We start from the raw sequence: 24,851 nt of genomic DNA on the forward strand, positions 1-24,851 counted from the left end.
CCACCCGATCCGCCGGCCTACTCACCGCCGGTCAATCTCTTTCGCAGCTCGCGCAACTGGTCATCGACTTGCGGATAAAGGCCTTCTCTCTCCTCCAAGTCGGCGATAAGCGCCCGTGTCCGGTCGCGTTCGTGCAGCGCGCTCGTAAGCCATTCGGAGGCGCGCGGATGGCCGTCGGCGGCCAAAGGCCGCAGCAACTCGACGGCCTCCTCCAGAGGGCCGTGTTCCATGAGGAGATCGACCGCCTGCCGCAGAAAGAAATTGCCGGCTTCGACGTGCGGGCGCAGGGCGTCCACGGCCTCCTGGACCCGGCCCTGCTTCTTCAGCATAGAGGCGAGCTGACTGGCACTCAGCGGATCGTCGATGTGGTCGCGCAGGAGGCGGATGGCCACGTCGAGGCGGTCCCATCCGCTCAGGGCCCGGGCCAGCTGCCTGACGGTTTCTTCGACTGCCGTCGAGCCGGAGGTCAACGAACGCAGGACGTCGATGGCCTCCGCCACTTGGTCCTGCGTGGCCAGCAGCACGGCCAGGTCCTCAGCCGCGGCATGGTCGTGGTCCTCGACGCCGGCCCGCAGGATCGCGACGGCCTCCTCCTGATGCCCCTGCTCCAGCAGCGCCTCCGCCAGCCGTGCCACGACGCTGTGCCCTCGGATCGCTGCGATCTGGGTCAGGCGCGGATGTTCGTGCCGGGCGCTGAGGGCCCCGGCCAGCTGCGCCGCGTTCAGCCGACGAGCATGGAACGACTCGCGGACCCACCGCATGACCGTCCGCCCGGCCCAGGTGAGACCGATGTCCAGCATCTGCGCCACCGGGACGTCCTCCCGGTCGCCTCGCCGCACGGCGGGCTCGGCCATGCTGAGCATCCGTTCGGTGAACGCCTCCCGGAGGGAGGCCAGCCACTCCTGTGACGGCGGGTCGTCCGTGGACGCCTGGAGGTGGGTCAGCAAGCGGTCGCAGGCGGGGTCGTCCCACACGAGCGCCACGTCCTCGCCGACGGCGTCCCGGACGACCTCCTCCGGGCTCGGACCGCCGTACGAGCGCAGCAACAGGTCGGTCTGCCAGGCTCGCAGAGCCCCTGCGGGGTGGTCGTCCGACTCGGCCGCGTGCTCGACGACGTACCGGTAGGCGTTGTACGCGGCTTGTCCGGTCAACCCGGCGAAGCACCTGCGTAACTTGCGCAGGATCCGGTCGGCGGAGGCGCCGGTGAGCATGCCGGTCACCCCGGCCAGCTCCTCCGTGGCACGCCCCGCGGTGAGGTCGGCGACCACCCGGTCCACCGCGCTGTCGGCAAGGTCGCTATCAGGGATGCGCATCAGGAAGTACCGGTGGAAGTAGTCGGGGTCGCCGACGCCCCGCAACCGGGGCGATGCGTGCTGGGGGAACAGGTCGTTCACGATGTCGGCCAGCCCGTCGGCCACGCGCTTGGGCACGTCGGCCTTCGCGAGCGTCTGCCGCCAGCCGATGCCCGGCTCGCTGCCCCAGGGTAAGGAGAACGGCCGGAGGCTCGTCGTGGGCTTGCTTCCCTCGAACTTCGCCTGAAACCTCTGGTCGCGCTCGGCCCACTCCTGGGCGGGACTGAGCGGATTGAGCCAGAACAGATCCGGGTCCCTGGAGCTCGCCAGGGACCAGTACAGCACCACGAAGTGGTGCTGCAGGAAGACAAGCAGCGCGAAGTCGACGACGTCCACCTCATTCGGGCCGACCAGCGGCAGGTACACCGCCACCCGCGCCACATAGCGGTACACCGCGCGCGGCTGGTCCAGCACCATGCGCAGGACCGTGTCCCAGGCCCAGCGCAGCCTCTCCCGCTGCTCAGGGGTGAACTCGGCGCCCAGGCCGGCGAACATGCGCTCCATCTCCGTGATGAGCAGAGTTGCCAAGCGCTCCGGAACGATCGGCGGGATCCACAGCTGATACTGGACGATCTTCTCCAAGTACACCCGCGCCCGGCTCGCGTCGCCGTTGGCGATGGCGGTCCGCGCGAGCGTGTCCTGGATCGTCACCGCGTCGAAGGCGAGCAGGTAACAGATGCCGGGCAGACGCCCCAGCAGGCGTACCGCCTTGAACAGCGCGGTCAGCTCTTCCGGGTGCAGCCGGTCCACGTCGTCGATGACGATGAGGGTCGGCGCGCCGACCTCGCGCAGCCGTTCGGCAACCTCCTTCCCTCGTGCCTCCACTGTCTCGGATCCGGCGAACTTGCCCATGGTCTCGGCGATGCCCGCCGCCGCCTCCCCGCCCACCGGGATGAGCTTGAGCAGCGGCGAGACCTTCGCGGCATACCGCATCAGCGCCTTGCGTACCCTCCTGCCCGCGCTCCCCTTGGGCAGTGTCGACGCGATCGTCTCGAAGAATGCCTGGATCAGCGACGCGTCGTCCGGCAGCGCCCAGGGGTTGAACCAGGCCGAACGCCACTTCCGGCGGCCGAGCCGAGCATGAACAAGGTTCAGCAACGAGGTCTTCCCGCTGCCCCACGGCCCGACCACGGCCAGAACCACCGACTCCGGCCCTGCCACCGCCTCGAGCACCCCGGTGACGCGGTCGGCGAACGCCTTGTATCCGAGGACGTCCTGATGGTCCTCGATGATCGGCTGGTCGGCGTAGCGCCCCCAACTCTGCTCCATCCCGACAGCATCACACGCACCGATGCACCAGTCGATCACTGCTCCGGCATCTTTGGGGCCCGTCGGTCCGCTCCTTCGCCGGCCGCGACGTGCTACCTTTCCGCCCGGCCGGCGGCCGAAGAGCGGGATCACAGACCCGCGAAGAACGCCCTGATATCGGCCGCCAGGGCCTCCGGGGCCTCGAGTGCGGCGTAGTGGCCGCCGGCCGGGAACTCCGACCAGTGCACCACGTTGTGCGCCCGCTCGGCGTACCGCCTGACCGTGCTGTCCCCGGGGAAGACCGCCACGCCCGTCGGCGTCTTCCCCGGCGCGTCCGGCACCTGCCAGTCGCCGCCGCTCTCCCGGTAAATGCGGGTGGATGATCCGGCCGTGCCGGTGAGCCAGAAAATGGTGACGTTGGTGAGGATGTCGTCAGCGGACACCCCGCCCACGTCCCGCCCCCACGAGGCGAACGCGTCGAGGGTCCAGCCCAGCAGCCCGGCGGGGGAGTCCGCCAGGGCGTACGCGAGCGTCTGCGGTCTGGTGCTCTGGATGGCCGCGTACCCGGAGAACTCCCGCCGCCACCGCTCGACCCCGCGCGCCCGCTCCAGCTCCGCCTCCGTCAGCCCCGACATGTCGTCGGTGACGAACGCGGTGAGCGCGTTCACGTGCACGCCCACCACCTGTTCGGGAGCCAGCCGCGCGACGGCGGGCGAGACCAGGGCGCCGAAGTCGCCGCCTTGCGTGCCGTACCGGGAGTATCCGAGCCGGGACATCAGCTCCGCCCAGGCGGCGGCGACCCGCCGCACGCCCCAGCCCGGCTCCGTGGCCGGGCCCGAGAACGCGAACCCGGGGATGGACGGGATGACCAGATGGAAGTCGCGGCTGAGCCGCTCGGCGACGCGCGAGAAGTCCGCGAACGTGCTGGGCCATCCGTGCGTCAGCAGCAGCGGCAGCGCGTCCGGCCGGGCCGAGCGCACGTGCGCGAAGTGCACACGCTGCCCGTCGATCACGGTCGTGTACTGCGGGAACGCGTTGAGCCGTGCCTCGTGACCGCGCCACGAGTAGCCGTCGAGCCAGTAGCCGGCCAGCTCGCGCACCGCCTCGGGTGGCACGCCGTACGACCATCCGACCCCGTCGAGAGCGTCCGGCCAGCGGGTGCGTTCCAGCCGCTCGCGCAGGTCGTCGAGCCGGTCCTGGGATATGTCGATGACGAATTCGTCCATGTCCGCGACGCTATGCGCAAATGCGGCCAGGATCGGGCCACAATAGTGGCGTGTTGGACACCTCGGCGAGACTGCTCCGCCTGCTGTCGCTCCTGCAGACCAGGCGCGACTGGTCCAGCGCTGACCTGGCGGAGCGGCTCGGTGTCGCCCCGAGGACGGTGCGCCGCGACGTCGACCGGCTGCGCAGCCTCGGCTACCCGGTCCATTCGGCGCCCGGCGTCTCCGGCGGCTACCGGCTGGGTGCGGGCGCGGAGCTGCCGCCGCTGCTGCTCGACGACGAGGAGGCCGTGGCGGTGGCGGTCGGTCTGCGTAGCGCCGCGAACGGCACCGTGACCGGCATCGAGGAGACCTCCCTGCGCGCGCTCGCCAAGCTCGAACAGGTGCTGCCCGCCCGCCTGCGCCATCGCGTCAACACGCTGCAGCGGCACACCGTGCGGATCAACCGTGAGGGCCCCACCGTCGACGCGGAGGTTCTCACCCGCGTGGCCGCCGCCTGCCGCGAGCACGAGCAGCTCCGCTTCGACTACACCGGCCACCAGGGCGGGACCGCGCTCAGGAAGGCGGAGCCGCACAGCCTCGTCACCAAGGGCAACCGCTGGTACCTGGTCGGCTGGGACGTCGACCGCCGCGACTGGCGCACGTACCGCGCCGACCGGATCCGGCTCAGGACCCCCAACGGCCCGCGCTTCACCCCGCGCGAGCCGCCCGAGCCGGACGTGGCCGCATGGGTGCAGCATCGCCTGGTCCACCAGATGTGGCCTTTCGAGGCCCGCTTTCTCGTGCACGCCCCCGCCGAGCGGCTCGCGGGCAGGACGTCGGGCGCGGTCGAGCCGGTGGACGATCGGACGTGCCTGCTCACCCTGCGCGGGGACGACCTGAACCTGATGGCCGTGGTGGTGGCGTTCCTGGACGTGGACTTCGAGGTGCTGGAGCCCGTGGAGCTGAAGGAACGTCTTCGGGGTCTCGGTGAGCGGCTGCTCTCCTCTAGAATCTGATTCTGTGTCAGCGTTCTTCACGCAGAAGCAGGGTGAGCTGGTGCCCGCGCCGCACGCCCGTGGCCCCTGGTCCTCCGACATGCTCCACGGCCGCCTGCTCGGCGGACTGGCCGCCCGCGCCATCGAGAGGCGGTACGCCCAGCCGGGGCTGCACTTCGCCCGGTTGACGGTCGATCTGTTCCGCAACAGTCCGATGGTGCCGGTCACAGTGGAGACCTCGCTGGTCAGGTCCGGGCGCAGGATCCTGGTGGCCGACGCGATCGTCGCCACCGAGCAGGGAGTGATCGGGCGGGCCAGTGCGGTGCTGCTGCGGCAGGGCGAGCAGCCGGACGGGGAGCAGACGTTCGTCACGCCCGGGTGGGACGCGCCCCCGCCCGACGGGCCGCCGGCGGACGCGCGCGCCGCCTGGACCCCGCCGTTCGACCTGTGGCGGGTGACGGAGTGGGGGGAGCCCGGTGCCGGGCGGGTGTGGCTGCGGGAGACGTACCCGCTGGTGGACGAGGAGCCCGTGACGCCGTTCGTACGCGCGGCACTGGCCGCCGACTTCGCCAGCCCGCTGAGCAACGCGGGGGTGGAGGGGCTGCGCTTCATCAACGCCGACTACACGCTGACGCTTGCCCGGCTCCCGGCCGGTGAGGTGATCGGGGTCGAGACCACCGGTCACCTGAGCGCCGACGGGGTGGCGACCGGGCAGGTCACCATGCACGACACGGGCGGGCCCTTCGGATTCTGCGTGGTCACGGCGGTGGCCAACACGATGGGGATCGGCGGCCGCTAGCCCCGGCTGGATTGTCGTACTCGTCGCGTAACGTTCGGCAGGTGCGTTCAGCTGTGCGTCTTGCCGCCGGGGAGGGGTTCCGCCTCGACGCGGTGACCTGCGTCGACGACCATCGCGGGTGGTCGGCGGCGGAGGTGGGCACCGGGCACCGCCTGGTGCTGGTGCGTCGTGGCCTGTTCCGGCGCAGGGCTGACGGCCGGGCCGCCGTGATCGACCCGGCGATGGCGTACCTCTCCACGCCCGGCGTGGAGGAGCACTTCGCCCACCCGGCCGGCGGCGACGTGTGCACCTCGGTGTCCCTGTCGCCCGAGCTGTGGTGCACGCTCGCCGGCGAGGCACCGCGGCCGGCCCGGCCCACCCTGTATGTGGACGCCGGCCTGGACCTCGCGCACCGGCGCTTCCTCAGGGCGGCGCGCGGAGGTGACGCCGCCTTCGAGCTGGCCGAGTCCCTGCTTTCCCTCATCGGCGCCGCCCTCTCGCAGCTGGTCCCCGCCCCGACCCCGGCCACGTCTGCAGCGGGTGCGTTGGGAGCGGGCACCGAAGTGGTGCGTGTCTCAGTTGCCGGAGCCGCCGACGTGAAGGCTCATGGCGCCGGGACCGGTGCCGCCGAGGGGAGCTCTTCCAAGCCGAGCGATCCTGCGCCGGACAACCGCAGGGCGGGCGCCGTCGTCAGGTCCAGCGCGAGGATCGCCGATGCCGCTCGTGAGGCCATCGCGGCCGATCATCCGGCGGCCGGTGGGCTGTTGTCACTGGCCGAGCTCCTGGCCGTCTCGCCCTACCAGCTCAGCCGGGCCTTCACCCGGGAGCTCGGCGTCTCCCTGACCCATTACCGCAACCGCGTGCGCGTGGGCCGGGCGCTCGACCGGCTCGAGGATGGGGAGCCGAGCCTGGCCGGGCTGGCCGCCGACCTCGGGTTCGCCGACCAGGCCCACCTGACCCGTACGATCCGCCGCCACGTCGGCCACACTCCTACGGCCCTGCGCCGCCTGCTGGCCTCCCGAAATCCCTGACCGGCTGGGAGGTGCCCCGGGAAGACCCGCACGGCGGCGCCCTGAGCCGACGTCAGGCCGGTTCTCGGGGGCCCCTAGCCTTCCATGATGCAGAAGGGGTGGCCTTCGGGATCGATGAGCACGGTCCAGTCGGCGCCGCCCGGCTGGAAGCCGGGCACGGTGGCGCCGAGCCCGGCCAGCTCCTTCATGGCGGCCTCGACGTCGGGGACCTTGAACTCGAGGTGCACGTGCTTGCCGCCGTCCGGCCAGCCGGGGCCCTGGTAGCCGTCGATCCGCTGGAACGCGATCGACACCGGGCCGCCTTCGAGCCCGACGAAGTCGTCGTCGCCCGAGCCGACCTGCCAGCCGGTGGCCTTGGCATAGAAGCCCGCCAGGGCGGCGGGGTCGGCGCAGTCGATGACGATGGAGGTAAGGGTTGTTGTCATGCGCCCAGCCTGGCGGCGACGGGGCTGCCCGGTCTTGAACATCCTTGCACCGTCACCGCCCGGCGCCCCACGGTCGGCCCGCCGCCGTCGCGGGGCCGCGCGCCGTCAGCGCCCAGCCCCGGGCACGTGTTACGCCGGGTGTTCCGTGCGGTCGCCGGACCAGTCGGTGTGGAAGGCCCCTTCCTTGTCCACCCGGTGGTACGTGTGCGCGCCGAAGAAGTCGCGCAGCCCCTGCACCAGCGCCGCCGGGAGGCGGTCGCGGCGCAGGCCGTCGTAGTAGGCGAGGGCCGAGGAGAAGCCGGGCGTGGGCACGCCGATCTGGATCGCGGTCGTCACCACGCGCCGCCATGCCTCCTGCGCCGCGTCCAGAGCGGCCGCGAACGTCGGGTCCGCCAGCAGCGTCGGCAGCGCCGGGTTGGCGTCGTACGCGGCCCGGATCCGGTCCAGGAACTTGGCGCGAATGATGCACCCGCCGCGCCAGATCGTGGCCATCGCCCCGAGCTCCAGGTCCCAGCCGTACTCGCGCGAGGCGGCGGCCATCTGGTCGAAGCCCTGCGCGTACGCGACGATCTTGGATGCGTAGAGGGCCTGTCGCACGTCCTCCACCAGCTCGCGCCCCCCGACCCCGGAGAGGCTGGGCCCCTGCAGGGAGGCAGCGGCGGCACGCTGCTCAGGGTGGCCGGACAGGGCGCGGGCGAAGGTCGCCTCGGCGATGCCCGTCACCGGCACGCCCAGGTCGAGCGCGCTCTGCACGGTCCACCGGCCGGTGCCCTTCTGCTCGGCCTGGTCGACCACGACGTCCACGAACGGCTTGCCCGTCTCGGCGTCCACCTGGTCGAGGACCTCGGCGGTGATCTCGATCAGGTACGAGTCCAGGTCGCCCCGGTTCCACTCCCGGAACACCTGCGCCAGCTCGGCCGGCGTCGCCCCCAGGGCCTGGCGCAGCAGGTCGTAGGACTCGGCGATGAGCTGCATGTCCGAATATTCGATGCCGTTGTGGACCATTTTCACGAAATGTCCGGCACCGTCGGGGCCGACGTGCACCGAGCACGGCACCCCGTCCACCTTGGCCGAGATGTCCTGGAGGATCGGCCCGAGCGCCTCCCACGACTCCTTGGAGCCGCCGGGCATGATGCTGGGCCCGTGGAGTGCGCCCTCCTCGCCGCCCGAGATGCCGGTGCCGACGAAGTGCAGGCCACGCTCGCGCAGCGCCGCCTCGCGCCGCCTGGTGTCCTCGAAGTGAGCGTTGCCGCCGTCGACGATCATGTCGCCCGGCTCCATCAGCTCGGCGAGCTGGTCGATCACCGCGTCGGTGCCGGCCCCCGCCTTCACCATGATGATCGCCCGCCGTGGCCGCTTCAGCGACGCCACGAAGGCCGCCAGGTCTTCGGACGGGACGAACGTGCCCTCCCCGCCGAACTCCTTGACCAGCTGCTGGGTGCGGCCGTACGTCCGGTTGTGCACGGCCACGGCGTATCCGTGCCTGGCCAGGTTCCGGGCCAGGTTGCGCCCCATGGTGGCCAGGCCGGTGACGCCGATGTCTGCCAAGTCCATCTCAAGCTCCTTTGTAGGGGATACGCATGATCCAGCCCGGTGGTTCTGCGGGATATTCCAGCCTCAGTCGCTCTGCCGCACCCCCAGCTCGTCCAGCCTGTCCAGCATGTCTGCCGGATCGGCGTAGACCCTGAACGCCCCGGCACGTTCGAGCTCGTCCCTGCCGTACCCACCGGACTGCAGCCCGATGCCCAGCGCGCCGGCCCGGCGGGCGGCGAGCAGGTCCCAGACGCTGTCGCCCACCACCATGGCATGCGCGGGGTCCACGTGCACCAGGGCCGCACCCGCGAGGAACAGGTCGGGGTCCGGCTTCGCCCGCCGCACCATATCGCGGGTGATCATGGGGGTGTCCTCCGGCAATCCCAGCATGTCCAGCGCCAGCCGCGCCGTGCGGGCGTACCCGCTGGTGGCGATCGCCCAGGGCACGCCGCGCGAGGTCAGCTCCGACAGCAGCTCGGCCGCGCCGGGCAGCGGCCGAACGGAGTGGACCTGCTGCTCGTAAGCTTCCATGTGCGTGGTCTGCAACTGGTCGATCTGCTCCCGCGTCAGCTTCAGTCCGGTCTCGCGCAGCAGCGCGCTGACGAACAGGCCGCCGCTCATGCCGATGCGGCGGTGGATCCGCCACACCGACAGGTCGATCCCCATGCTGGACAGTGCCTGCCGCCACGCGATGACGTGCTGGTAAACGCTGTCGATCAGGGTGCCGTCCAGGTCGAAAAGAAATGCCGGGGTCGGGGCCTCGGGGAACGCATTCATAGGTCCATGACACCATGGACGATTATGCGGATCATCATCGCGGGTGGGCACGGGAAAGTCGCGCTCAGGCTGGCGGAACGCCTCAAGTCGGGCGCGGTCGGCATCGTACGAAATACCGCCCATGTCGCCGACGTCGAGGCCACCGGAGCCGAGGCCGTCGTGTGCGACCTGGAGAAGGCGGCCGTCGAAGAGGTGACCGAGATCGTCGAGGGCGCCGACGCCGTGGTCTTCGCGGCGGGCGCCGGGCCCGGCAGCGGCGCGGCCCGCAAGGACACCGTGGACCGGGCCGCGTCCGTGCTGCTGGCGGATGCGGCGGAACGGGCCGGCGTGCGGAGGTTCATCCAGATCTCCTCCATGGGGGCGGGCAAGCCACCGAGGGGCGGCGACGAGGTGTGGGCCGCGTACATCGAGGCCAAGACCGAGGCCGAGGAGGACCTGCGCGCCCGCGACCTCGACTGGACGATCCTGCGGCCGGGGCGGCTGACCGACGAGCCGGGCACGGGCCTGGTCCGGCTGTCCCCCGAGGTCCCGCCGGGGTCGGTGCCGCGCGACGACGTGGCCGCCGTCATCGTCGCCCTGCTCGAAGCACCCGGTACGGCCCACCAGATCCTGGAACTCGTCTCCGGCGAAACGCCCATCTCCGACCTTGTTGCGAGAGAGTGATACTTGTGACTGAATATCGCGTACTTGGACGTACTGGACTAAAGGTGAGCCCGCTCTGCCTGGGGGCGATGATGTTCGGCGGGTGGGGTGAGTCCGACCCCGGGCAATCGGCCAAGATCATCGACCGCGCGCTCGACGCCGGCATCAACTTCATCGACACCGCCGACGTCTACACTCAGGGCCAGTCGGAGGAGTTCGTCGGGCAGGCGCTGGCCAAGTCGGGCAAGCGCGACGACGTGGTGCTGGCCACCAAGGTTCACGGCGCCATGGGAGAGGGCCCCAACCAGCGGGGCAACTCCCGCCGCTGGATCATCCAGGAGGTCGAGAACAGCCTGCGCCGCCTCGGCACCGACTGGATCGACCTCTACCAGATCCACCGGCCCGACCCGGACACCGACGTCGAAGAGACCCTCGGCGCGCTCACCGACCTCGTGCGCCAGGGCAAGGTCCGCTACATCGGCAGTTCCACCTTCCCCGCGCACCAGATCGTCGAGGCCCAGTGGGCGTCGGAGCGGCGCTCGCTCGAGCGGTTCGTGTGCGAGCAGCCGCCGTACTCGCTGCTCGTGCGCGGCATCGAGACCGACGTGCTGCCCGTGGCGCAGAAGTACGGCATGGGCACCATCGTGTGGAGCCCGCTCGCCGGCGGCTGGCTGAGCGGCCGCTACCGCAAGGGGCAGGACCTGCCGCAGACGCGCAGGGCGCAGCGGCTGCCCGACCGGTACGACATGACGCAGGAGGTCAACCAGCGCAAGCTGGACGCGGTCGAGCAGCTCGCCGTGCTGGCGGAGGAGGCCGGCATCACACTCGTCGAGCTGGCGATCGCGTTCACGATCAGGCACCCGGGGGTGACCTCGGCCATCATCGGGCCGCGCACCATGGAGCACCTGGAGGGCCAGCTCACAGCCGCCGACGTGCGCCTGTCGGACGACGTGCTGGACCGCATCGATCAGATCGTCCCGCCCGGTGTCACGATCAACCCGGCCGACCGGGGGTGGCAGCCGCCGGAGCTCGCCGACGCGAATCTCCGCCGCCGTCCGTGATCTGATGCTTTGCCGATTGCTGGGGTGTGGCTTCCGGCATATGCGGTAGGGGGCCCCTGAGGTAAGGGGGGACCTTCGATGTCGTTCTTTGGCGGTGACCCGTTCAGAGGGTTCGAGGAGCTCACGGGCCGGGTGTTCGGCGGCATGGAGGCCTGGCCGCCGGCCCGGCCCAGTGTGCAGCGCGTGGACGTGGGGCGGCTGCTCTCCGCCTCGGCCAGGGAGGCCCTGCGCCGGGCCATGGACGCGGCGGGTGAGCGCGGCTCGCCCGACCTGGACGTCCTGGACATTCTCGACGCGCTGATCGACGAAGACTCGATCAAGACGATTTTGAGTACGGCCGGAGTGGACGTGGGCCGGTTGCGTGACCGCATCGACGCGATGGCCGGAGCCGGCGAGGCAGGGGAGCCGCCCACGACGCTCTCGCCGGCCGCCAAGAGGGCCATCCTGGATGCCCAGCGGATCTCCCGCGCCCTGCAGTCGTCCTACATCGGGCCCGAGCACCTGCTGCTCGCCATCGCCGCCAACCCCGACTCCAGCGCCGCCCGCGTCCTGCAGGAGCAGGGCGCCTCCGCGAACGAGCTGCAGGACGCCATGATGGCCGGCCCGCAGCGGGCCGAGGGCCGCCGCGCGGCGAGCAACACGCCGACGCTCGACGAGTACGGCAGGGACATCGCCGAAGAGGCCAGGCAGGGCAGGCTCGACCCGGTCGTCGGCCGCGAGGACGAGATCGAGCAGGCCATCGAGGTGCTGTCGCGCCGTACCAAGAACAACCCGTGCCTGATCGGCGAGCCGGGCGTCGGCAAGACCGCGATCGTCGAGGGCATCGCCCAGCGCATCGTGAACGGCAGCGTCCCCGACACGCTGAAGGACCGGCGCGTCGTCGGCCTCGACCTGACCGGGATGGTGGCCGGGACGAAGTACCGCGGCGAGTTCGAGGAGCGCATCAAGAAGGTCATCGACGAGGTGCGCGCGCACTCCGACGAGATCATCGTCTTCATCGACGAGGTGCACAACCTGGTCGGGGCCGGCGCCGCCGAAGGCGCCATGGACGCGGCCAACATTCTCAAGCCCGCCCTGGCCCGCGGCGAGCTGCACGTCATCGCGGCCACCACGATCGACGAATACCGCAAGAACATCGAGAAGGACGCCGCGCTCGAGCGCCGCTTCCAGCCCATCCTGGTCGCCGAGCCGACCGTGGAGGAGACAGTCGAGATCCTGGCCGGGCTGCGGGACGCGTACGAGGCGCACCACCAGGTGCGCATCACCGACGAGGCCCTCGACGCGGCCGCGACCCTGTCCGACCGCTATATCTCGGACCGGTTCCTGCCCGACAAGGCCATCGACCTCATGGACCAGGCCGCCGCCCGGGTGCGCCTGCGCTCGCGCACGCCCGGCGCCGACGTCCGGGAGCTGGAGGAACGGCTCGACGCGCTGCGCCGCGACAAGGACCAGGCCATCTCATCCGACAACTTCGACCGCGCCAAGGACCTCACGACGCAGATCGACAAGATCAGGCCGGAGCTCGAGCGCGCCAGGCAGGGGACGGACTCCGTGCCCCTGGTCACGGTGGAGGACATCGCCGAGATCGTCTCCCGCCGCACCGGCATCCCGGTCACCCAGCTGACCCAGCAGGAGCGCGAGCGCCTGATGCGCCTGGAGCAGCACCTGCACGAGCGCGTGATCGGCCAGGACGAGGCCGTCACCGCCATCGCGGAGGCCGTACGCAGGGCCAGAGCGGGGCTGAAGGACCCGAACCGCCCGATCGGCAGCTTCCTGTTCCTCGGCCCGACCGGTGTCGGCAAGACGGAGCTGGGCAGGGCGCTCGCCGCGGCGCTGTTCGGCGGCGAGGACCACATGGTCCGCATCGACATGAGCGAGTTCCAGGAGCGGCACACCGTCTCCCGGCTCATCGGCGCGCCGCCCGGATATGTCGGGTACGAGGAGGCGGGTCAGCTCACCGAGGCCGTGCGCCGCCGTCCGCACGGCGTGATCCTCCTGGACGAGATCGAGAAGGCCCACCCGGACGTCATGAACATCCTGCTGCAGATGCTCGACGACGGCCGCCTCACCGACGGCCAGGGCCGCACGGTCGACTTCACCAACACGATCGTGATCATGACGAGCAACATCGGCGCCCAGCTCATCCTGGAGTGGTCCGGCGACGTCAAGCAGCTCGAGGACCAGCTCATGGACGTGCTGCGGCACTCGCTCCGGCCGGAGCTGCTCAACCGCATCGACGAGACGATCATCTTCAAGCGGCTGGAAAAGGATCAGCTGCGCCAGATCGTGGACCTGATGCTGGAGCGCACCCGGCAGCGCCTGCGCGGCCAGGCGGTCATGCTGCAGGTCACGGACGCGGCCAAGGACTGGCTGGCCGAGCGCGGCTACCAGCCCGAGTTCGGCGCCCGGCCGCTGCGCCGCACCGTACAGCGGGAGGTGGACAACCGGCTGTCCACGATGCTGCTGACCGGTGAGGTCACGGAAGGCGGCAAGGTCACGATCGACGTCGAGGGCGACCGTCTCGTGTTCCGCGCCACCGCCCCGGAGCCCGCCGCCTGACACCCAGGCCGCCGAGGGGTTGGTGAGGGCGTCGAGGTCGTGAGGTCAGAAGGGGCCGAAGCGGCCCCAGGCGACGAACGCGGCCAGGACGAACAGGACCGCGTTGAAGGCGATCGCGGCCGGTTCCTTGCCTGGGCCACCCCCGGCACCGACCTGCCCCCGCTGGAGCCGGCCCCCACACCCGCGCCCTTTATCGCGCCATGGTCCGCCTCACCCGCCCCACAACACTCCCGACAGGGAACTCTGGTTGCGAGTGCGCAACAGCGGCGGCCGGGGGACGCCGGTCTCGCCGGTGGCACCTTCGCCGGCCACACGCAGTCGAGCATCAGTTTCGCCTGGACGATGGGCGGCCGGACGGCAGACCAAGATCGATACGACCGGGTCGGTGTGGAGGCCTCCTACAGTGGATGTTTGTGCTTTATGGCAGATCTGCGGAAATCGGTGCGCTCGACGAGGTGATCGCGCGGGCTCGCAACGGCTCCGGTGGGGCGGTGGTGCTGCGGGGCGAAGCGGGTGTGGGCAAGACGGCACTGCTGGAGGCGGCGGCCGGGCGTGGCGGTGGGATGCGGGTGCTGCGGACGATAGGTGTCGAGTCCGAGTCCGACCTCGCGTTCGCGGCGCTGCATCAGGCGCTGTGGCCGGTGATCAGGTCGCTCGACGCGCTGCCCGAGCCGCAGCGTGACGCTGTGCGCGCGGCTTTGGGGCTGGCCGCGGGCAGTGTTGGTGATCGGTTCCTGCTGGGTGCCGGAGTGCTCTCGCTGCTGGCCGAGGCGGCCACGCCGGATGGGCTGATCTGCGTGGTCGACGATTTCCAGTGGGTGGATCGAGCCTCGGCCGACGCGCTGCTGTTCGCCGCCAGGCGGCTGGCGACGGAGCGGATCGCGATGGTGTTCGCGGTGCGTGGGGAAGCTCCGGTGAAGGGGATTCCGCTGACGGTGGATGTGCATGGTTTGCCCGAGTCTGCTGCGGCCGAGTTGCTGAAGTCCCGTCATGGTGTGCTGCCCACCTCTGTGGCGCGGGAGCTCGTCACGCTGACCCGGGCGAACCCGCTTGCCCTGGGCGAGATCGCTGTCCGCCTGACGCCCGCGCAGCTGGCCGGGCGCGAGCCGCTGCCCGAGCCGCTGCCCGGTGGCGCCCGGCTCTTCGGTGATCGAGTGGCTGCTTTGTCCGGCCCCGCCCGGCTGGTCGCCCTGATCGCCGCCGTGGAGGCCGACCTCGACCTGGTGCTGCGCGCGGCCGACCGGCTCTCCGCTCTGCCGGCGGCAGGGGGCGACGAGAACACGGCCGGGACGGTGGCGGGAGTGGTCACCACCGCACGCGGTACGACGGCGCCGTCCGAGTCACGGACCGCGGCGGCGCTGGCTGAGCTGGAGGCGGCGGGGCTGGCCGGGGTGGCGGGCACGAGCGTGCGCTTCCGCCACCCGCTCATCCGGTCCGCCGTGCACGAGACGGCCGCCCCCGCCGACGTCCGCCGGGTGCATGCCGTCCTGGCGAAGCTGACCGAGGGTGATCGCCGGGCCAGGCACCTGGCTGGAGCGGCCCTGGGTCAGGACGAGCGGGTGGCCGCCGCACTGGTGGCCGCCGCGGAGCGGGCGCGCGACCGCGGCGGGTACGGCAGCGCCGCCTCGGCCCTTGCCAGGGCCGCCGAGTTGACGCCCGAACCGCGTGCTCGGGCCGTACGGCTGAAGGACGCCGCCGTCGCGGCCTGGCTGGGCGGTCGCCCGGGACAGGCGGAGTCGCTGCTGGCCGAGGCGCGCGAACGGGCCGGCGGGGACGCCGCCCTCGGCATGGAGATCGCCCAGCTCCGGGGGCGATTCGAGCTGAACTCGGGCAACGCCGCCGAGGCCGTACGGATCCTGGCGGCCGGTGACAGCCTGGACATGCTGGCCGATGCCGTGGAAGCGGCCTCGTACGTCGGGGACACGGCGGCCATCGTCGAGCTCGGCCGGCGGGCCGCAGCGCACCCGGCGGGGTTCTTGCGGGACACGGTGGCAGGGATCGGCCTGACGCTGGATGGCGACGCCACCGGGCCGGGCCTGCTGCGCCGGGCCCTGGAGCAGGCAGACAAGCTGGAGGACGCGGCGGGATACCTGTGGGCGGCGGCTGCGGCCAGCGCTCTCGGCGAGCCGGATCTGGCCACCGAGATGGCCGTCCGGGCCGGGCGGGTGGCCAGGGTGTCGGGGATGACCGGGCAACTGCCCGTCGTGCTGGAGTTCGCGGCGACCGCCGATCGCCTCGCCGGGCGGCTGGCGCGCAGCCAGGCCGTCTCCGAGGAGGGCTTGGAGCTGGCCAGGGAGGCCGGGTACGAGAACACGGTGGCCGCGCACCTGGCCAATCTGGCGGTCCTGGCGGCGCTGCGGGGCGAGGAGGAGACCTGCGAGCGGCAGGCCCGCGAGGCGCTGGCCATCGCCGTCCCGCACCGGGTGGGATTGCGGGCGGGCGTGGCCGCGTACGCGCTGGCGCTGCTGGACCTGTGCCTGGGGCGCTACGCGGCGGCTCACGACCGGTTCATGGCCATCGCCGCGGCGGGACCGGGCGCCGGGCATTCGACTGTGGCGGGGCGGAGCGCGCCGGACCGGGTCGAGGCCGCCGTGGGAGCGGGCGACGAGGCCGGCGCGCGGGCGGCGCTGGAGGCGTACGAACGGTGGTCGGCCCACGCCGCGACACCGGAGTCGCGCGCTCTGCTGGCCCGCTGCCGGGGCCTGGCCGACTCGTCCGAGGACGCCTTTGCCGAGGCGTTGCGGCTGCACACCAACCCGTTCGAGGCGGCCAGGACGGCTTTGCTGCTGGGTGAACGTCTGCGCCGCACGCAGCGGCCGGGCGAGGCGCGGGCGCATCTGCGGATGGCGTGGGAGACCTTCGAGCAGGCGGGCGCTCGGCCGTGGGCGCGGCGCGCGCAGGTCGAGTTGCGTGCGGCGGGCGAGAGCGGGCAGGCCCCGCCCCCGGCCCTGCTCGACGCGCTGACCCCGCAGGAGCAGCGCATCGCGGGCCTGGTCGCTGACGGCTTGTCGAGCAAGCAGATCGCCGCCCAGCTCTTCCTGAGCCCGCGCACGGTCGAGTACCACCTGTACAAGATCTATCCGAAGCTGGGCATCGGCTCACGTACGGATCTGGCGCGACTAGTAGTTCTACAGAAGGCGCCCGTAGCCGAAGGCGACATGCTCTGAGACATGCAGAACGTGAACATCTGGAGTGAAGAGTTCGGCGCCGAGACGGACGCGCCGATCCTGCTGATCATGGGTTCGATGTCGCAGGGCATCCTGTGGCCGGACGAGCTCGTCGGCCGCCTGACCGCCGGAGGCCGCCGGGTGATCCGGTACGACCACCGCGACACCGGCCAGTCCGGCACCGTCGACTTCGCGGCGGAGCCGTACACATGGGACGACATCAAGAACGACATCTACCGGGTGATGGACACCCACGGCCTGGAGAGCGCGCATCTGGTCGGCCACTCGGCAGGCGGGCTGCTCGGCCAGTTCGTCGCGGTGGAGCGGCCGCAGCGGGTGCGCTCGCTGACCGTCATCGCCTCCTCACCGCTCGGCGGCGGCGAGAGCCAGGTGCTCGTGCGGGCCCTGACAGGGCAGCCGCAGTCCGAGGGGAGCCTGCCCGAGCCCACGCCGGAGTTCGTGGACTTTTACCGGGCGCTGATGGCCGCCCCGCCTCCGCAGGATCGGCGTGCGCTGATCGACGGCATGATCGCCGAGCAGCGCGTACTGCACGGCACCGGGCTGCCGTTCGACGAGGACGCGGCGCGCCGGCTGCAGGAGCGCATCTACGACCGCGCCCGCGACCTGTCATCGGTGGCCAACCACCGGCTGGCCGCCATGGCCAAGCCCGACTTCGAGCCGGTGGGCGTGCTGCACCACGTGAAGGCGCCCACGCTGGTCATCGAGGGCAGCCACGAGCCGGCCAAGCCGGGTCATGGCGCGGTCATCGCCGAGCAGGTGCCGGGGGCGCGGCTGATGATCGTGGCCGGCATGGGGCACACTCTGCCGTCGGAGGTGCACGAGGAACTGGCCGCGGCCATCCTCGCGCACACGGCCGAGTGACGCGCCCGCGCGGCACGGCCACTGCAGGAGCAACGGAAAAGGGATGACACACATGAGCTTCACCCAGGCCGAACTCGACTACCTGGCCACGCAGCACATCGGGCGGCTGGCCACCGTCTCGCCCGACGGGCAGGTGCAGAACAACCCGACCAATTTCTTCGTCGATGCCGCCAGTGGCAGGATCGTCATCGGCGGGGGAGCGCTGGGCAGGTCGAAGAAGTTCCGGAACGTCCAGCAGGGCAGCACGGTCGCGTTCGTTGTGGACGACCTGGCAACGGTTGATCCGTGGTCGCCCCGGGGGATCGAGATCCGGGGAAAGGCGGTGGCGCTGACCGATCATGAACCGCCGCTGCCCGGCCTGTCCCGAGAGATCATCAGGATCACACCCTCCAAGATCATCTCGTGGGGCCTGGCCGGGCCGCGAGCGAGCCGTACGGTCTGACGCGCCGCCATGGTCCTTGGCATCACGCTCCACGCAGACGGAGAGATCTCAGCCACCCGTCGGGCCTGACCCCGGCCGGCCGGAGGTCAGGCGCGTGCCGCGGGCGCGAGTCCTCCCGGTGCATGGATCCGCGGGCAAGAGGTTGGCGTGGTCAGGACAGGGCCGCCATGGCGCGGTCCCGGCACTCCGCCAGGGTGAGTCCCGCCAGCGCCTCCCGTATGGCGGGCACGCACACGGGGGCCATGGACAGGCTCGTCACGCCGAGCCCCACCAGCAGGGGCGCGAGCAGCGGGTCGCCGGCCGCCTCCCCGCAGACCCCGACCGGTTTGCCCGCCTCCTGCCCGGCCTCGGCGCACATGGCGATCAGCTCCAGCAGCGCGGGCTGGCGCGGATCGAGCAGGTCGGCCAGGGCGGAGTGCTGGCGGTCGGCGGCGAACGTGTACTGGGCCAGGTCGTTGGTGCCGATGCTGAGGAAGTCCACCTCCCGCAGCAACTGCCCGGCCCGCAGCGCCGCCGCCGGAACCTCCACCATCGCGCCCACCCTGGCGATGCCGCGCGCCCGGGCGCGCCGCGCGAACCCGGCGGCCTCCGCCGTGGTGGTGACCATGGGCGCCATCACCCACGCCTCGGCGCCCGTCTTGCGCGCCGCCTCGGCGATCGCGTCGAGCTGGGTGTCCAGCACGTCCGGCAGCAGGCGGTCCACGCGCAGGCCGCGCACGCCCAGGGCCGGGTTCGGTTCGGCGGGGAGTCCGAGGAACGGCAGCGGCTTGTCGGTGCCCGCGTCGAGCGTCCGCACGATCACCGTCTCCGCCTGCGCGAACACCTCGGCGTACGCGGCCACCTGCTCCTCGAAAGCCGGCGCCGTCGTACGGTCGAGGAACAGGAACTCCGTCCTGAACAGCCCGACGCCCTCCGCGCCCGGCCGCAGGTCCTTGGCGGAGCCGATGTTGAGCAGCAGCTTGACCGGGTGGCCGTCCTTGGTCCTGCCGGGGCCGCTGCCGGCGGCGAGCCTGGCCCGCTCCGCGCGGTCGTCCTCCCTGACCACGGCCGCCTGCTCCTCGGTGAGCCCGACGGCGACCTCGCCCGTGCCGCCGTCCACGCCGACGACCGTGCCGTCGGGGACGTCCATGATCCCCGCGCACGCCACCACCGCGGGCAGGCCCCTGCCGCGGGCCAGGATCGCGGTGTGGCTCGTCGGGCCGCCCCGCTCGGTGATCAGCGCCAGGACGTCGGGGCCCAGCCCGGCGGTGTCGGCGGGGGAGAGGTCCGCGGCCACCAGCACGTACGGGTGGCCGGGGGCGGGGAGGCCGGGCATGGGGAGGCCGAGCGCGAACGCCACGGCCCGGTGCTTGAGGTCGTCGAGGTCGGCCGCCCGCTCGGCCAGGTAGCCGCCGAGCGCGGCCAGTGCCTCCCGGTGCTGGGTGAAGGCCGCGTCCAGGGCGTGCGCGGCGTCCATGCCGTCGCGCGCCCGGCTCTCGGCGTCCTCCAGGAGCATGGGGTCTTCGGCGATCATGGCCAGCGCCTCGAGAATCTCCGCCGCCTCGTCGCCCGCGCTCGCGTCATCCGGGCCGGGCGCTCCCGCCTCGCCCGCACCCGCCGCCGCCGTACCAGTGGCGCCGGTGGAAGGGCTGCGCCTGGCGGCGGTGGCGCGCCGGTTGAGGTCGGCGGCGACCGCCGTCAGGGCCTTGGCGACGGCGGACGCCTCGGCGCCCGGGTCGGTGACCGGGCGCGGCGGGGGCAGCGTCGGCGGGGCGGCCATCCGGATCACCGGCCCCGCCGCGCGCCCCTGGCTCACACCGAGGCCCGTGAGCCGCCCGCCGGTGGAGGGGGGCAGGTCAGGCATCGAGGGCCTCTTCCGCGTCCAGGTCGCGCGAGAGCAGCGCCACCAGCGAGTCCAGCGCCTCCTCCGCCCCCGGCCCGTCCGCCTCCAGCGTCACCTCCGCGCCGTGTACGGCCCCCAGCGACAGCACCCCCAGCATGCTCTTGGCCGGCACCGCCTTCTCCCCGAGCCGGACCGTCACCGGCACCCCCAGCCGCGCGGCCGCCTGCACGAACAGCTTGGCCGGCCGCGCGTGCAGGCCGCTGGCAGAGGCCACGACCACCGTTCGATGTGCCATCACGAACCTCCTAGGGCTCAATTGTGACCTTGATGGCCGCGCCCCGGCTGACGAGGTCGATCCCGTCGAGCACCTGGGGCAGCGCCAGCCGGTGGGTGATCAGGTCGGAGACCACCACGTCCCCCGAGGCTACGAGCCGCAGCGCCTCCGCGTTGTGGGCGGGGCTGGAGCCGTTCGCGCCGACGATGGTCAGCTCGCGGTAGTGCACGAGGTTCGAGTCGAGGGTGACGAGCGGATTGTCTTTGGGAAGGCCGCCGAAGAAGCTGATCCGGCCCTGCCTGGCCGCCATCCGCACCGCCTGCTCCTGAGCCGCGCCCGAGGCCGCCGCCGTGATCACCACGTCGGCGCCGCGCCCGCCGGTCAGCTTGAGCACCTGCTCGACCGGGTCGGCGTCGATCGCCGCGTCCGGGCGTACGAGCTCGGCGGCCATCGCCAGGCGCTGCGCGTTGATGTCCACGAGGAAGACCCTGGCGGCGCCGCGTGCCCGCGCGAGGCGTACGTGCAGGCAGCCGATCGGCCCCGCGCCCATCACCACCACGTCGTCGCCCGCGCCCACGCCGGCCAGCGACTGGCCGTTCAGCACGCAGGCGAGGGGCTCGGCCACCGACGCCTCCGCGAAGCCGACGCCGGGCGGGATGGCGTTGACCCCGTTCACGGCCAGCACCTTGGCGGGGACCACCATGTACTCGGCGAAGCCGCCGTCGTAGTGGTAGCCCATCGACTCCTGGTTGGGGCAGACGGTCAGGCTGCCCCGCCGGCATTCGGCGCACGTGCCACACGGGATCGCCGCGATCACCTGCACCCGTGCGCCGGTGTCCACGACCTCGCCCGCGATCTCGTGTCCCATCACCCGCGGCGGCCTGATGTGGTGGTGCCCGAACTTGAGGATCTTGGCGTCCGTGCCGCACGTCGAGCAGTTCCGTACGCGGATCTTCAGCTCGCCGGGCCCGGCGACGGGCTCGGGCGCGTCCTCGATCCTGATGTCGCCGGGAGCGTGGAATCTGGCGACCTTCATGTGAGCTCCTTGATGATCTGGGAGACCTCCGTGGCCTCGCGCAGCGCCCTGGCGCGGTCGGGGTCGAGCAGGATCTCGGCCAGCGCCGCCAGCAGCGGCACGTGCCCGTCGTCCTTGGCCGCGATGCCGACGCAGAGCGTGACCTGCTCGCCGTCCCAGTCGATGCCGCCGGGGAAGCGCACCACGCAGATGGCGTCGCGCTTGACGTCCTCCTTGGAGGCGTTCGTCCCGTGCGGGATGGCCACGCCCTCGCCGACGTACGTGGAGATCGTCCTCTCCCGCTCGAGCATCGCCTCGATGTACGGCTCTGCGACCGCCCCCACCTCGACCAGCGCCCGCCCGCACCGGCGGATGGCCGCCGTGCGGTCGGGGGCGCTCTCGTGCAGCAGCACGGCCCGCGGGTCGAGCAGGCCGTCACGCATCGACCGTGCCGCCGTTCTTGATCGTGTTCACCAGCCTGGTCACGGCGGGGTCGCCGAGGAAGATCTGGAACGGGACCAGCACCTTCCCGGGGGCGGCGGCTCTGGCGCGGGCGGCGAGCCCGGCGTGGCACAGGACCACGTCGGCGTCGTCGGGGATGGAGTTCACGGGTGTGTGCTCGACGCTGACGCCGGTGTCCTTGAGCTGCTTGCGCAGCTGGGAGGCGAGCATCACGCTGCTGCCCATGCCCGCGTCGCAGGCCACGATGATCTTGTGGATGTCCTTGCTGTCGATGCCGGCCATGGCTCAGGCCTCCCTGTTAGCGGGTTCAGTGGCGGGTTCGGTGACGGCTTCGTGCGAGTCCTCGGACTCGTCCTTCTTCTCGCCCCTGCCGAAGCCGAGCAGGATCGCGGCGACGGCGAACGACACGCCCGCGGCCGCGAGGATCCCCAGGCTGGAGCCGAGCCAGCCGCCCTTCGGGGTGACCGCGATGTAGGCGAAGATGCTGCCGGGCGACGGCGTGGCGACCAGGCCGGCCCCGGTGACCATGAACGTGAACACCCCGGCCGCGCCGCCCGCGATGACCGCGAGGATGAGGCGGGGCTTCATGAGCACGTATGGGAAGTAGATCTCGTGGATGCCGCCGAAGAAGTGGATGATCATGGCGGCGGGCGTGCTCGGGCGCAGCTCGCGCGGGCCGAACAGCAGGTACGCCAGCAGCAGGCCGAGGCCGGGCCCCGGGTTCGACTCCAGCATGAACAGGATCGACTTGCCCGTCTCGGCCGCCTGGGCGACGCCGAGCGGGCCGAGCACGCCGTGGTTGATGGCGTTGTTCAGGAACAGCACCTTGGCCGGCTCGATCAGGACGGAGGCCACGGGAAGCAGGTTGTGGCCGATAAGCCAGCTCACGGCGTGGCCCGCGGCCGTGGTGACCGCCTGGACGATCGGGCCGATGCCGAACATGCCGACCACGGCCATGGCGGCGCCCACGATGCCGGCGGTGAAGTTGTCCACGAGCATCTCGAACCCGGCCTTGGTCCGCTGCTCCGTGAACTTGTCCACATATTTCAGGATCAAGGCGGTGAGCGGACCGATGATCATGGCGCCGAGGAACATCGGAGAGTCCGTGCCCACCACGACGCCCATCACCGCCACCGCGCCCACGACCGCGCCGCGCTGCCCGTGCACCATCCGGCCGCCGGTGTAGGCGATGAGGACCGGCAGCAGGGTCGAGATGATCGGGCTGACCATCTTCGCGAGCGTCTCGTTGGGCAACCAGCCGGTCGGGATGAAGAGCGCGGTGATCAGGCCCCAGGCGATGAACGCGCCGATGTTCGGCATGATCATGCCGGCCAGATGGCCGCCGATGCGCTGAATGGTGGCCTTGACACCGGTTCCGGTGACCGTGGGTGTGTAACTGTCGGCCATGGGACTTGCTCCTTCGGGGGGATGAGCAGTTGATCAGCCGCTGTGCTGGGTCAGGGGGAGATTGGCGGAAGCGAGGGGGCGGGACGGGTCGGGCGGATGGAGGGTGACGGCTGCGGGGTCGATGTCCGCCGGGCGCGGCATGCGGCTGCCGGGCAGGCGGACCGCCGCGGCGCCCCAGGCCAGTGCCCGCGTCAGCGCGCCGGGGCCGTGCCCGCCGCCGGCGAGGAAACCGGCCAGCATGGCGTCGCCGGCGCCGACGGAGCTGCGCGGCTCGGTGACGGCGGCCTCGCCGTACCAGATGCCCTGCTCCTCGACGAGTACGGCGCCGTCGGCGCCCAGGCTGGCCAGCACGGCACGCGCGCCCGCGGCCCGCAGTTTGCCCGCGGCCTCCATCACGTCGCCGAGGCAGCGGATGGGCATGCCGGTGGCGCCGGAAAGCTCCTCGAGGTTCGGCTTGACCAGCGCCGGCGACGCGCCGAGCGCGCTGGCGAGTGCCGGGCCGCTGGTGTCGACCGCCATGTGGATGCCCGCTCCCGTGAACCTGCGGCACAGCCGGGCGTAGACGTCGGCGGGGACCTCGGGGGGCAGGCTGCCCGACGCGACCACCCAGTCCGCCTCGTGGGCGGCGTCGAGCACGGCGTCGGCGATCGTGTCCAGCTCTTCGGCCGACAGCGCCGTGCCCGGTTCGTTGATCTTGGTGATCGTGCCGTCGGGTTCGGCCAGCGTGACGTTCGACCTGGTCGGGCCTGCCACGGGGACGGTGACCATGTCGAGCCCCTCCGCCGTGAGGAGCCGTACGAGCTGCCTGCCCTCGTCCCCGCCGAACGGCACCACCGCCCGGCTCGCCACGGCGTTGGCCAGCAGGGCGCGTGAGACGTTCACGCCCTTGCCGCCGGGGTCCAGGTGGGCGGCGGCGGCGCGGATGACCGCGCCGCGGTCGAGTGCGGCGATCTCGATGGTGCGGTCGAGGCTCGGATTGAGCGTCAGGGTGAGGATCACGCCCTGATCACCTCCGGGCCCGCCGCCGCGAGGTCGGCGGCCAGGGCGACGTCGAGCCCCGTGTCGGAGATCACCACGTCGATCTCGCTCAGGTCGGCGAACCTGGCCAGGTACGTGTTCGTGAACTTGGTGTGGTCGGCCAGCAGTACGCTGCGCTGCGCGGCCCTGACCATGGCCTGCTTGATCGCCGCCTCCGCCGGGTCGGGGGTGGTCAGACCCCTGGTGAGCGAGCAGCCGTTGGTCGCCATGAAGGCCACGTCCACGTTGAGGCCGGCCAGCGGGCGCAGCGCCCAGTCGTCGACCGTGGCCAGTGTCTTGCCGCGCACCCGGCCGCCCAGCATGATCACGTGCAGGTTGGCGCGGGCGGCGAGCGCGGTGGCCAGCGGCGGCGAGTTCACCACGACGGTGAGCTCGCGGTCGGCGGGCAGCACCTTGACCAGCCGGCCCATGGTGGTGCCCGCGTCGATGATCACGGAACCGTCCTCGGGCAGCTCGGCCAGCGCCGCCTTGGCGATGCGCTCCTTCTCGGCCGTCATCACCTCGTCGCGGGCGGCCAGCGCGGGCTCGAACCCGAGGCGCTCCACGGGGATCGCGCCCCCGTGCACCCGGCGCAGCACGCCCGCCCGCTCGAGCGACGTGAGGTCGCGGCGGATCGTCTCGGTGGTCACGTCGAGCTCGGCGGCCAGCGTCACCACGTCGACGCGGCCCGCGGCCCGCGCCCTCCGCAGGATCTCCTGCTGCCGCTCCTCGGCGTACATGATGTTGATTCACCGCC

General features: G+C 71.9%; 22 protein-coding genes. 9 read left to right on the forward strand and 13 right to left on the reverse strand.

Annotation, left to right across the window (positions count from 1 at the left end; genetic code table 11):
- Positions 1-17: 17 nt before the first annotated feature.
- Both ACQPWU_RS25785 and ACQPWU_RS25790 read right to left on the reverse strand, forming a co-directional pair.
- The gene (locus ACQPWU_RS25785) at positions 18-2,621 is read right to left on the reverse strand and encodes a P-loop NTPase fold protein (protein ID WP_433444284.1); all 2,604 of its coding nucleotides are present in this window, start codon (positions 2,619-2,621) and stop codon (positions 18-20) included.
- A 128-nt stretch (positions 2,622-2,749) separates the two neighbouring features.
- Positions 2,750-3,826: an epoxide hydrolase family protein gene (locus ACQPWU_RS25790; protein ID WP_433444285.1), complete on the reverse strand. Its 1,077-nt coding sequence runs from the start codon at positions 3,824-3,826 to the stop codon at positions 2,750-2,752.
- A 50-nt stretch (positions 3,827-3,876) separates the two neighbouring features.
- Here ACQPWU_RS25790 and ACQPWU_RS25795 point away from each other — a divergent pair, with 50 nt between their 5' ends.
- From ACQPWU_RS25795 to ACQPWU_RS25805, 3 genes are read left to right on the forward strand one after another with little or no spacing between them, the layout of a single operon-like run.
- Entirely contained in the window at positions 3,877-4,821 is a 945-nt protein-coding gene (locus ACQPWU_RS25795; RefSeq protein ID WP_433444286.1) for a helix-turn-helix transcriptional regulator, read from the forward strand.
- A 4-nt stretch (positions 4,822-4,825) separates the two neighbouring features.
- Positions 4,826-5,599 carry an acyl-CoA thioesterase domain-containing protein gene (locus tag ACQPWU_RS25800; RefSeq protein WP_433444287.1) on the forward strand — a complete coding sequence of 258 codons (774 nt, stop codon included), beginning with the start codon at positions 4,826-4,828 and terminating at the stop codon, positions 5,597-5,599.
- 41 nt (positions 5,600-5,640) lie between these two features.
- The gene (locus tag ACQPWU_RS25805) at positions 5,641-6,609 is read left to right on the forward strand and encodes a helix-turn-helix domain-containing protein (RefSeq protein ID WP_433444288.1); all 969 of its coding nucleotides are present in this window, start codon (positions 5,641-5,643) and stop codon (positions 6,607-6,609) included.
- A 74-nt stretch (positions 6,610-6,683) separates the two neighbouring features.
- Here ACQPWU_RS25805 and ACQPWU_RS25810 read toward each other — a convergent pair whose 3' ends face one another.
- From ACQPWU_RS25810 to ACQPWU_RS25820, 3 genes are all read right to left on the reverse strand, one after another.
- Positions 6,684-7,034, reverse strand: coding sequence for a VOC family protein (locus tag ACQPWU_RS25810; RefSeq protein ID WP_433444289.1), 351 nt, complete (start codon positions 7,032-7,034; stop codon positions 6,684-6,686).
- A gap of 129 nt (positions 7,035-7,163) precedes the next feature.
- The gene (gndA, locus tag ACQPWU_RS25815) at positions 7,164-8,588 is read right to left on the reverse strand and encodes an NADP-dependent phosphogluconate dehydrogenase (RefSeq protein WP_433444290.1); all 1,425 of its coding nucleotides are present in this window, start codon (positions 8,586-8,588) and stop codon (positions 7,164-7,166) included.
- Positions 8,589-8,651: 63 nt separating this feature from the next.
- The gene (locus tag ACQPWU_RS25820; protein ID WP_433444291.1) at positions 8,652-9,344 is read right to left on the reverse strand and encodes an HAD family hydrolase; all 693 of its coding nucleotides are present in this window, start codon (positions 9,342-9,344) and stop codon (positions 8,652-8,654) included.
- A 24-nt stretch (positions 9,345-9,368) separates the two neighbouring features.
- Between ACQPWU_RS25820 and ACQPWU_RS25825 the strand changes: the two genes are divergently transcribed.
- The 6 genes from ACQPWU_RS25825 (at position 9,369) to ACQPWU_RS25850 (ending at position 18,097) form a co-directional block, all read left to right on the forward strand.
- Complete coding sequence (locus ACQPWU_RS25825) at positions 9,369-10,007, forward strand: SDR family oxidoreductase (protein ID WP_433444292.1); 639 nt, start codon at positions 9,369-9,371, stop codon at positions 10,005-10,007.
- 44 nt (positions 10,008-10,051) lie between these two features.
- Positions 10,052-11,047 carry an aldo/keto reductase gene (locus ACQPWU_RS25830; RefSeq protein WP_433444293.1) on the forward strand — a complete coding sequence of 332 codons (996 nt, stop codon included), beginning with the start codon at positions 10,052-10,054 and terminating at the stop codon, positions 11,045-11,047.
- A 78-nt stretch (positions 11,048-11,125) separates the two neighbouring features.
- Complete coding sequence (locus ACQPWU_RS25835; RefSeq protein WP_433444294.1) at positions 11,126-13,606, forward strand: ATP-dependent Clp protease ATP-binding subunit; 2,481 nt, start codon at positions 11,126-11,128, stop codon at positions 13,604-13,606.
- Positions 13,607-14,019: 413 nt separating this feature from the next.
- Positions 14,020-16,773, forward strand: coding sequence for an AAA family ATPase (locus ACQPWU_RS25840; protein ID WP_433444295.1), 2,754 nt, complete (start codon positions 14,020-14,022; stop codon positions 16,771-16,773).
- A gap of 3 nt (positions 16,774-16,776) precedes the next feature.
- Complete coding sequence (locus ACQPWU_RS25845) at positions 16,777-17,655, forward strand: alpha/beta fold hydrolase (RefSeq protein WP_433444296.1); 879 nt, start codon at positions 16,777-16,779, stop codon at positions 17,653-17,655.
- A 52-nt stretch (positions 17,656-17,707) separates the two neighbouring features.
- Positions 17,708-18,097, forward strand: coding sequence for a PPOX class F420-dependent oxidoreductase (locus ACQPWU_RS25850; RefSeq protein WP_433444297.1), 390 nt, complete (start codon positions 17,708-17,710; stop codon positions 18,095-18,097).
- A gap of 151 nt (positions 18,098-18,248) precedes the next feature.
- On the opposite strand, the gene ptsP is transcribed toward ACQPWU_RS25850, so the two are convergent.
- From ptsP to ACQPWU_RS25890, 8 genes are read right to left on the reverse strand one after another with little or no spacing between them, the layout of a single operon-like run.
- Positions 18,249-19,940 carry a phosphoenolpyruvate--protein phosphotransferase gene (gene ptsP / locus ACQPWU_RS25855; RefSeq protein ID WP_433444298.1) on the reverse strand — a complete coding sequence of 564 codons (1,692 nt, stop codon included), beginning with the start codon at positions 19,938-19,940 and terminating at the stop codon, positions 18,249-18,251.
- On the reverse strand, positions 19,933-20,214 hold the full coding sequence (locus ACQPWU_RS25860) for an HPr family phosphocarrier protein (RefSeq protein ID WP_433444299.1): 282 nt from the start codon (positions 20,212-20,214) through the stop codon (positions 19,933-19,935). The genes ptsP and ACQPWU_RS25860 overlap by 8 nt, the downstream gene beginning before the upstream one ends.
- Before the next feature lie 10 nt (positions 20,215-20,224).
- A complete protein-coding gene (locus ACQPWU_RS25865; protein ID WP_433444300.1) occupies positions 20,225-21,229 on the reverse strand; it encodes a zinc-dependent dehydrogenase in 1,005 nt (334 codons plus the stop codon).
- Positions 21,226-21,651, reverse strand: coding sequence for a PTS sugar transporter subunit IIA (locus ACQPWU_RS25870; RefSeq protein ID WP_433444301.1), 426 nt, complete (start codon positions 21,649-21,651; stop codon positions 21,226-21,228). The genes ACQPWU_RS25865 and ACQPWU_RS25870 overlap by 4 nt, the downstream gene beginning before the upstream one ends.
- Positions 21,644-21,952: a PTS lactose transporter subunit IIB gene (locus ACQPWU_RS25875; protein ID WP_360712095.1), complete on the reverse strand. Its 309-nt coding sequence runs from the start codon at positions 21,950-21,952 to the stop codon at positions 21,644-21,646. The genes ACQPWU_RS25870 and ACQPWU_RS25875 overlap by 8 nt, the downstream gene beginning before the upstream one ends.
- A gap of 3 nt (positions 21,953-21,955) precedes the next feature.
- On the reverse strand, positions 21,956-23,077 hold the full coding sequence (mtlA, locus tag ACQPWU_RS25880; protein WP_433444302.1) for a mannitol-specific PTS transporter subunit IIC: 1,122 nt from the start codon (positions 23,075-23,077) through the stop codon (positions 21,956-21,958).
- Between the two features lie 33 nt (positions 23,078-23,110).
- A complete protein-coding gene (gene pfkB, locus ACQPWU_RS25885; RefSeq protein ID WP_433444303.1) occupies positions 23,111-24,076 on the reverse strand; it encodes a 1-phosphofructokinase in 966 nt (321 codons plus the stop codon).
- Positions 24,073-24,834, reverse strand: coding sequence for a DeoR/GlpR family DNA-binding transcription regulator (locus ACQPWU_RS25890; protein WP_360712075.1), 762 nt, complete (start codon positions 24,832-24,834; stop codon positions 24,073-24,075). The genes pfkB and ACQPWU_RS25890 overlap by 4 nt, the downstream gene beginning before the upstream one ends.
- Positions 24,835-24,851 lie beyond the last annotated feature (17 nt).

This window comes from Nonomuraea sp. CA-141351 (assembly GCF_050944675.1).
Taxonomy (GTDB): Bacteria; Actinomycetota; Actinomycetes; order Streptosporangiales; family Streptosporangiaceae; genus Nonomuraea.

Bases quoted from the DNA above. Each gene is read 5' to 3' on its own strand.
- ACQPWU_RS25870 (WP_433444301.1), bottom strand. From the start codon at position 21,651: ATGCGTGACGGCCTGCTCGACCCGCGGGCCGTGCTGCTGCACGAGAGC.
- ACQPWU_RS25850 (WP_433444297.1), top strand. From the start codon at position 17,708: ATGAGCTTCACCCAGGCCGAACTCGACTACCTGGCCACGCAGCACATC.
- ACQPWU_RS25820 (WP_433444291.1), bottom strand. From the start codon at position 9,344: ATGAATGCGTTCCCCGAGGCCCCGACCCCGGCATTTCTTTTCGACCTG.
- ACQPWU_RS25860 (WP_433444299.1), bottom strand. From the start codon at position 20,214: ATGGCACATCGAACGGTGGTCGTGGCCTCTGCCAGCGGCCTGCACGCG.
- gndA (WP_433444290.1), bottom strand. From the start codon at position 8,588: ATGGACTTGGCAGACATCGGCGTCACCGGCCTGGCCACCATGGGGCGC.
- ACQPWU_RS25790 (WP_433444285.1), bottom strand. From the start codon at position 3,826: ATGGACGAATTCGTCATCGACATATCCCAGGACCGGCTCGACGACCTG.
- ACQPWU_RS25825 (WP_433444292.1), top strand. From the start codon at position 9,369: ATGCGGATCATCATCGCGGGTGGGCACGGGAAAGTCGCGCTCAGGCTG.
- ptsP (WP_433444298.1), bottom strand. From the start codon at position 19,940: ATGCCTGACCTGCCCCCCTCCACCGGCGGGCGGCTCACGGGCCTCGGT.
- mtlA (WP_433444302.1), bottom strand. From the start codon at position 23,077: ATGGCCGACAGTTACACACCCACGGTCACCGGAACCGGTGTCAAGGCC.
- ACQPWU_RS25810 (WP_433444289.1), bottom strand. From the start codon at position 7,034: ATGACAACAACCCTTACCTCCATCGTCATCGACTGCGCCGACCCCGCC.
- ACQPWU_RS25785 (WP_433444284.1), bottom strand. From the start codon at position 2,621: ATGGAGCAGAGTTGGGGGCGCTACGCCGACCAGCCGATCATCGAGGAC.
- ACQPWU_RS25890 (WP_360712075.1), bottom strand. From the start codon at position 24,834: ATGTACGCCGAGGAGCGGCAGCAGGAGATCCTGCGGAGGGCGCGGGCC.
- ACQPWU_RS25865 (WP_433444300.1), bottom strand. From the start codon at position 21,229: ATGAAGGTCGCCAGATTCCACGCTCCCGGCGACATCAGGATCGAGGAC.
- ACQPWU_RS25845 (WP_433444296.1), top strand. From the start codon at position 16,777: ATGCAGAACGTGAACATCTGGAGTGAAGAGTTCGGCGCCGAGACGGAC.
- ACQPWU_RS25835 (WP_433444294.1), top strand. From the start codon at position 11,126: ATGTCGTTCTTTGGCGGTGACCCGTTCAGAGGGTTCGAGGAGCTCACG.
- ACQPWU_RS25875 (WP_360712095.1), bottom strand. From the start codon at position 21,952: ATGGCCGGCATCGACAGCAAGGACATCCACAAGATCATCGTGGCCTGC.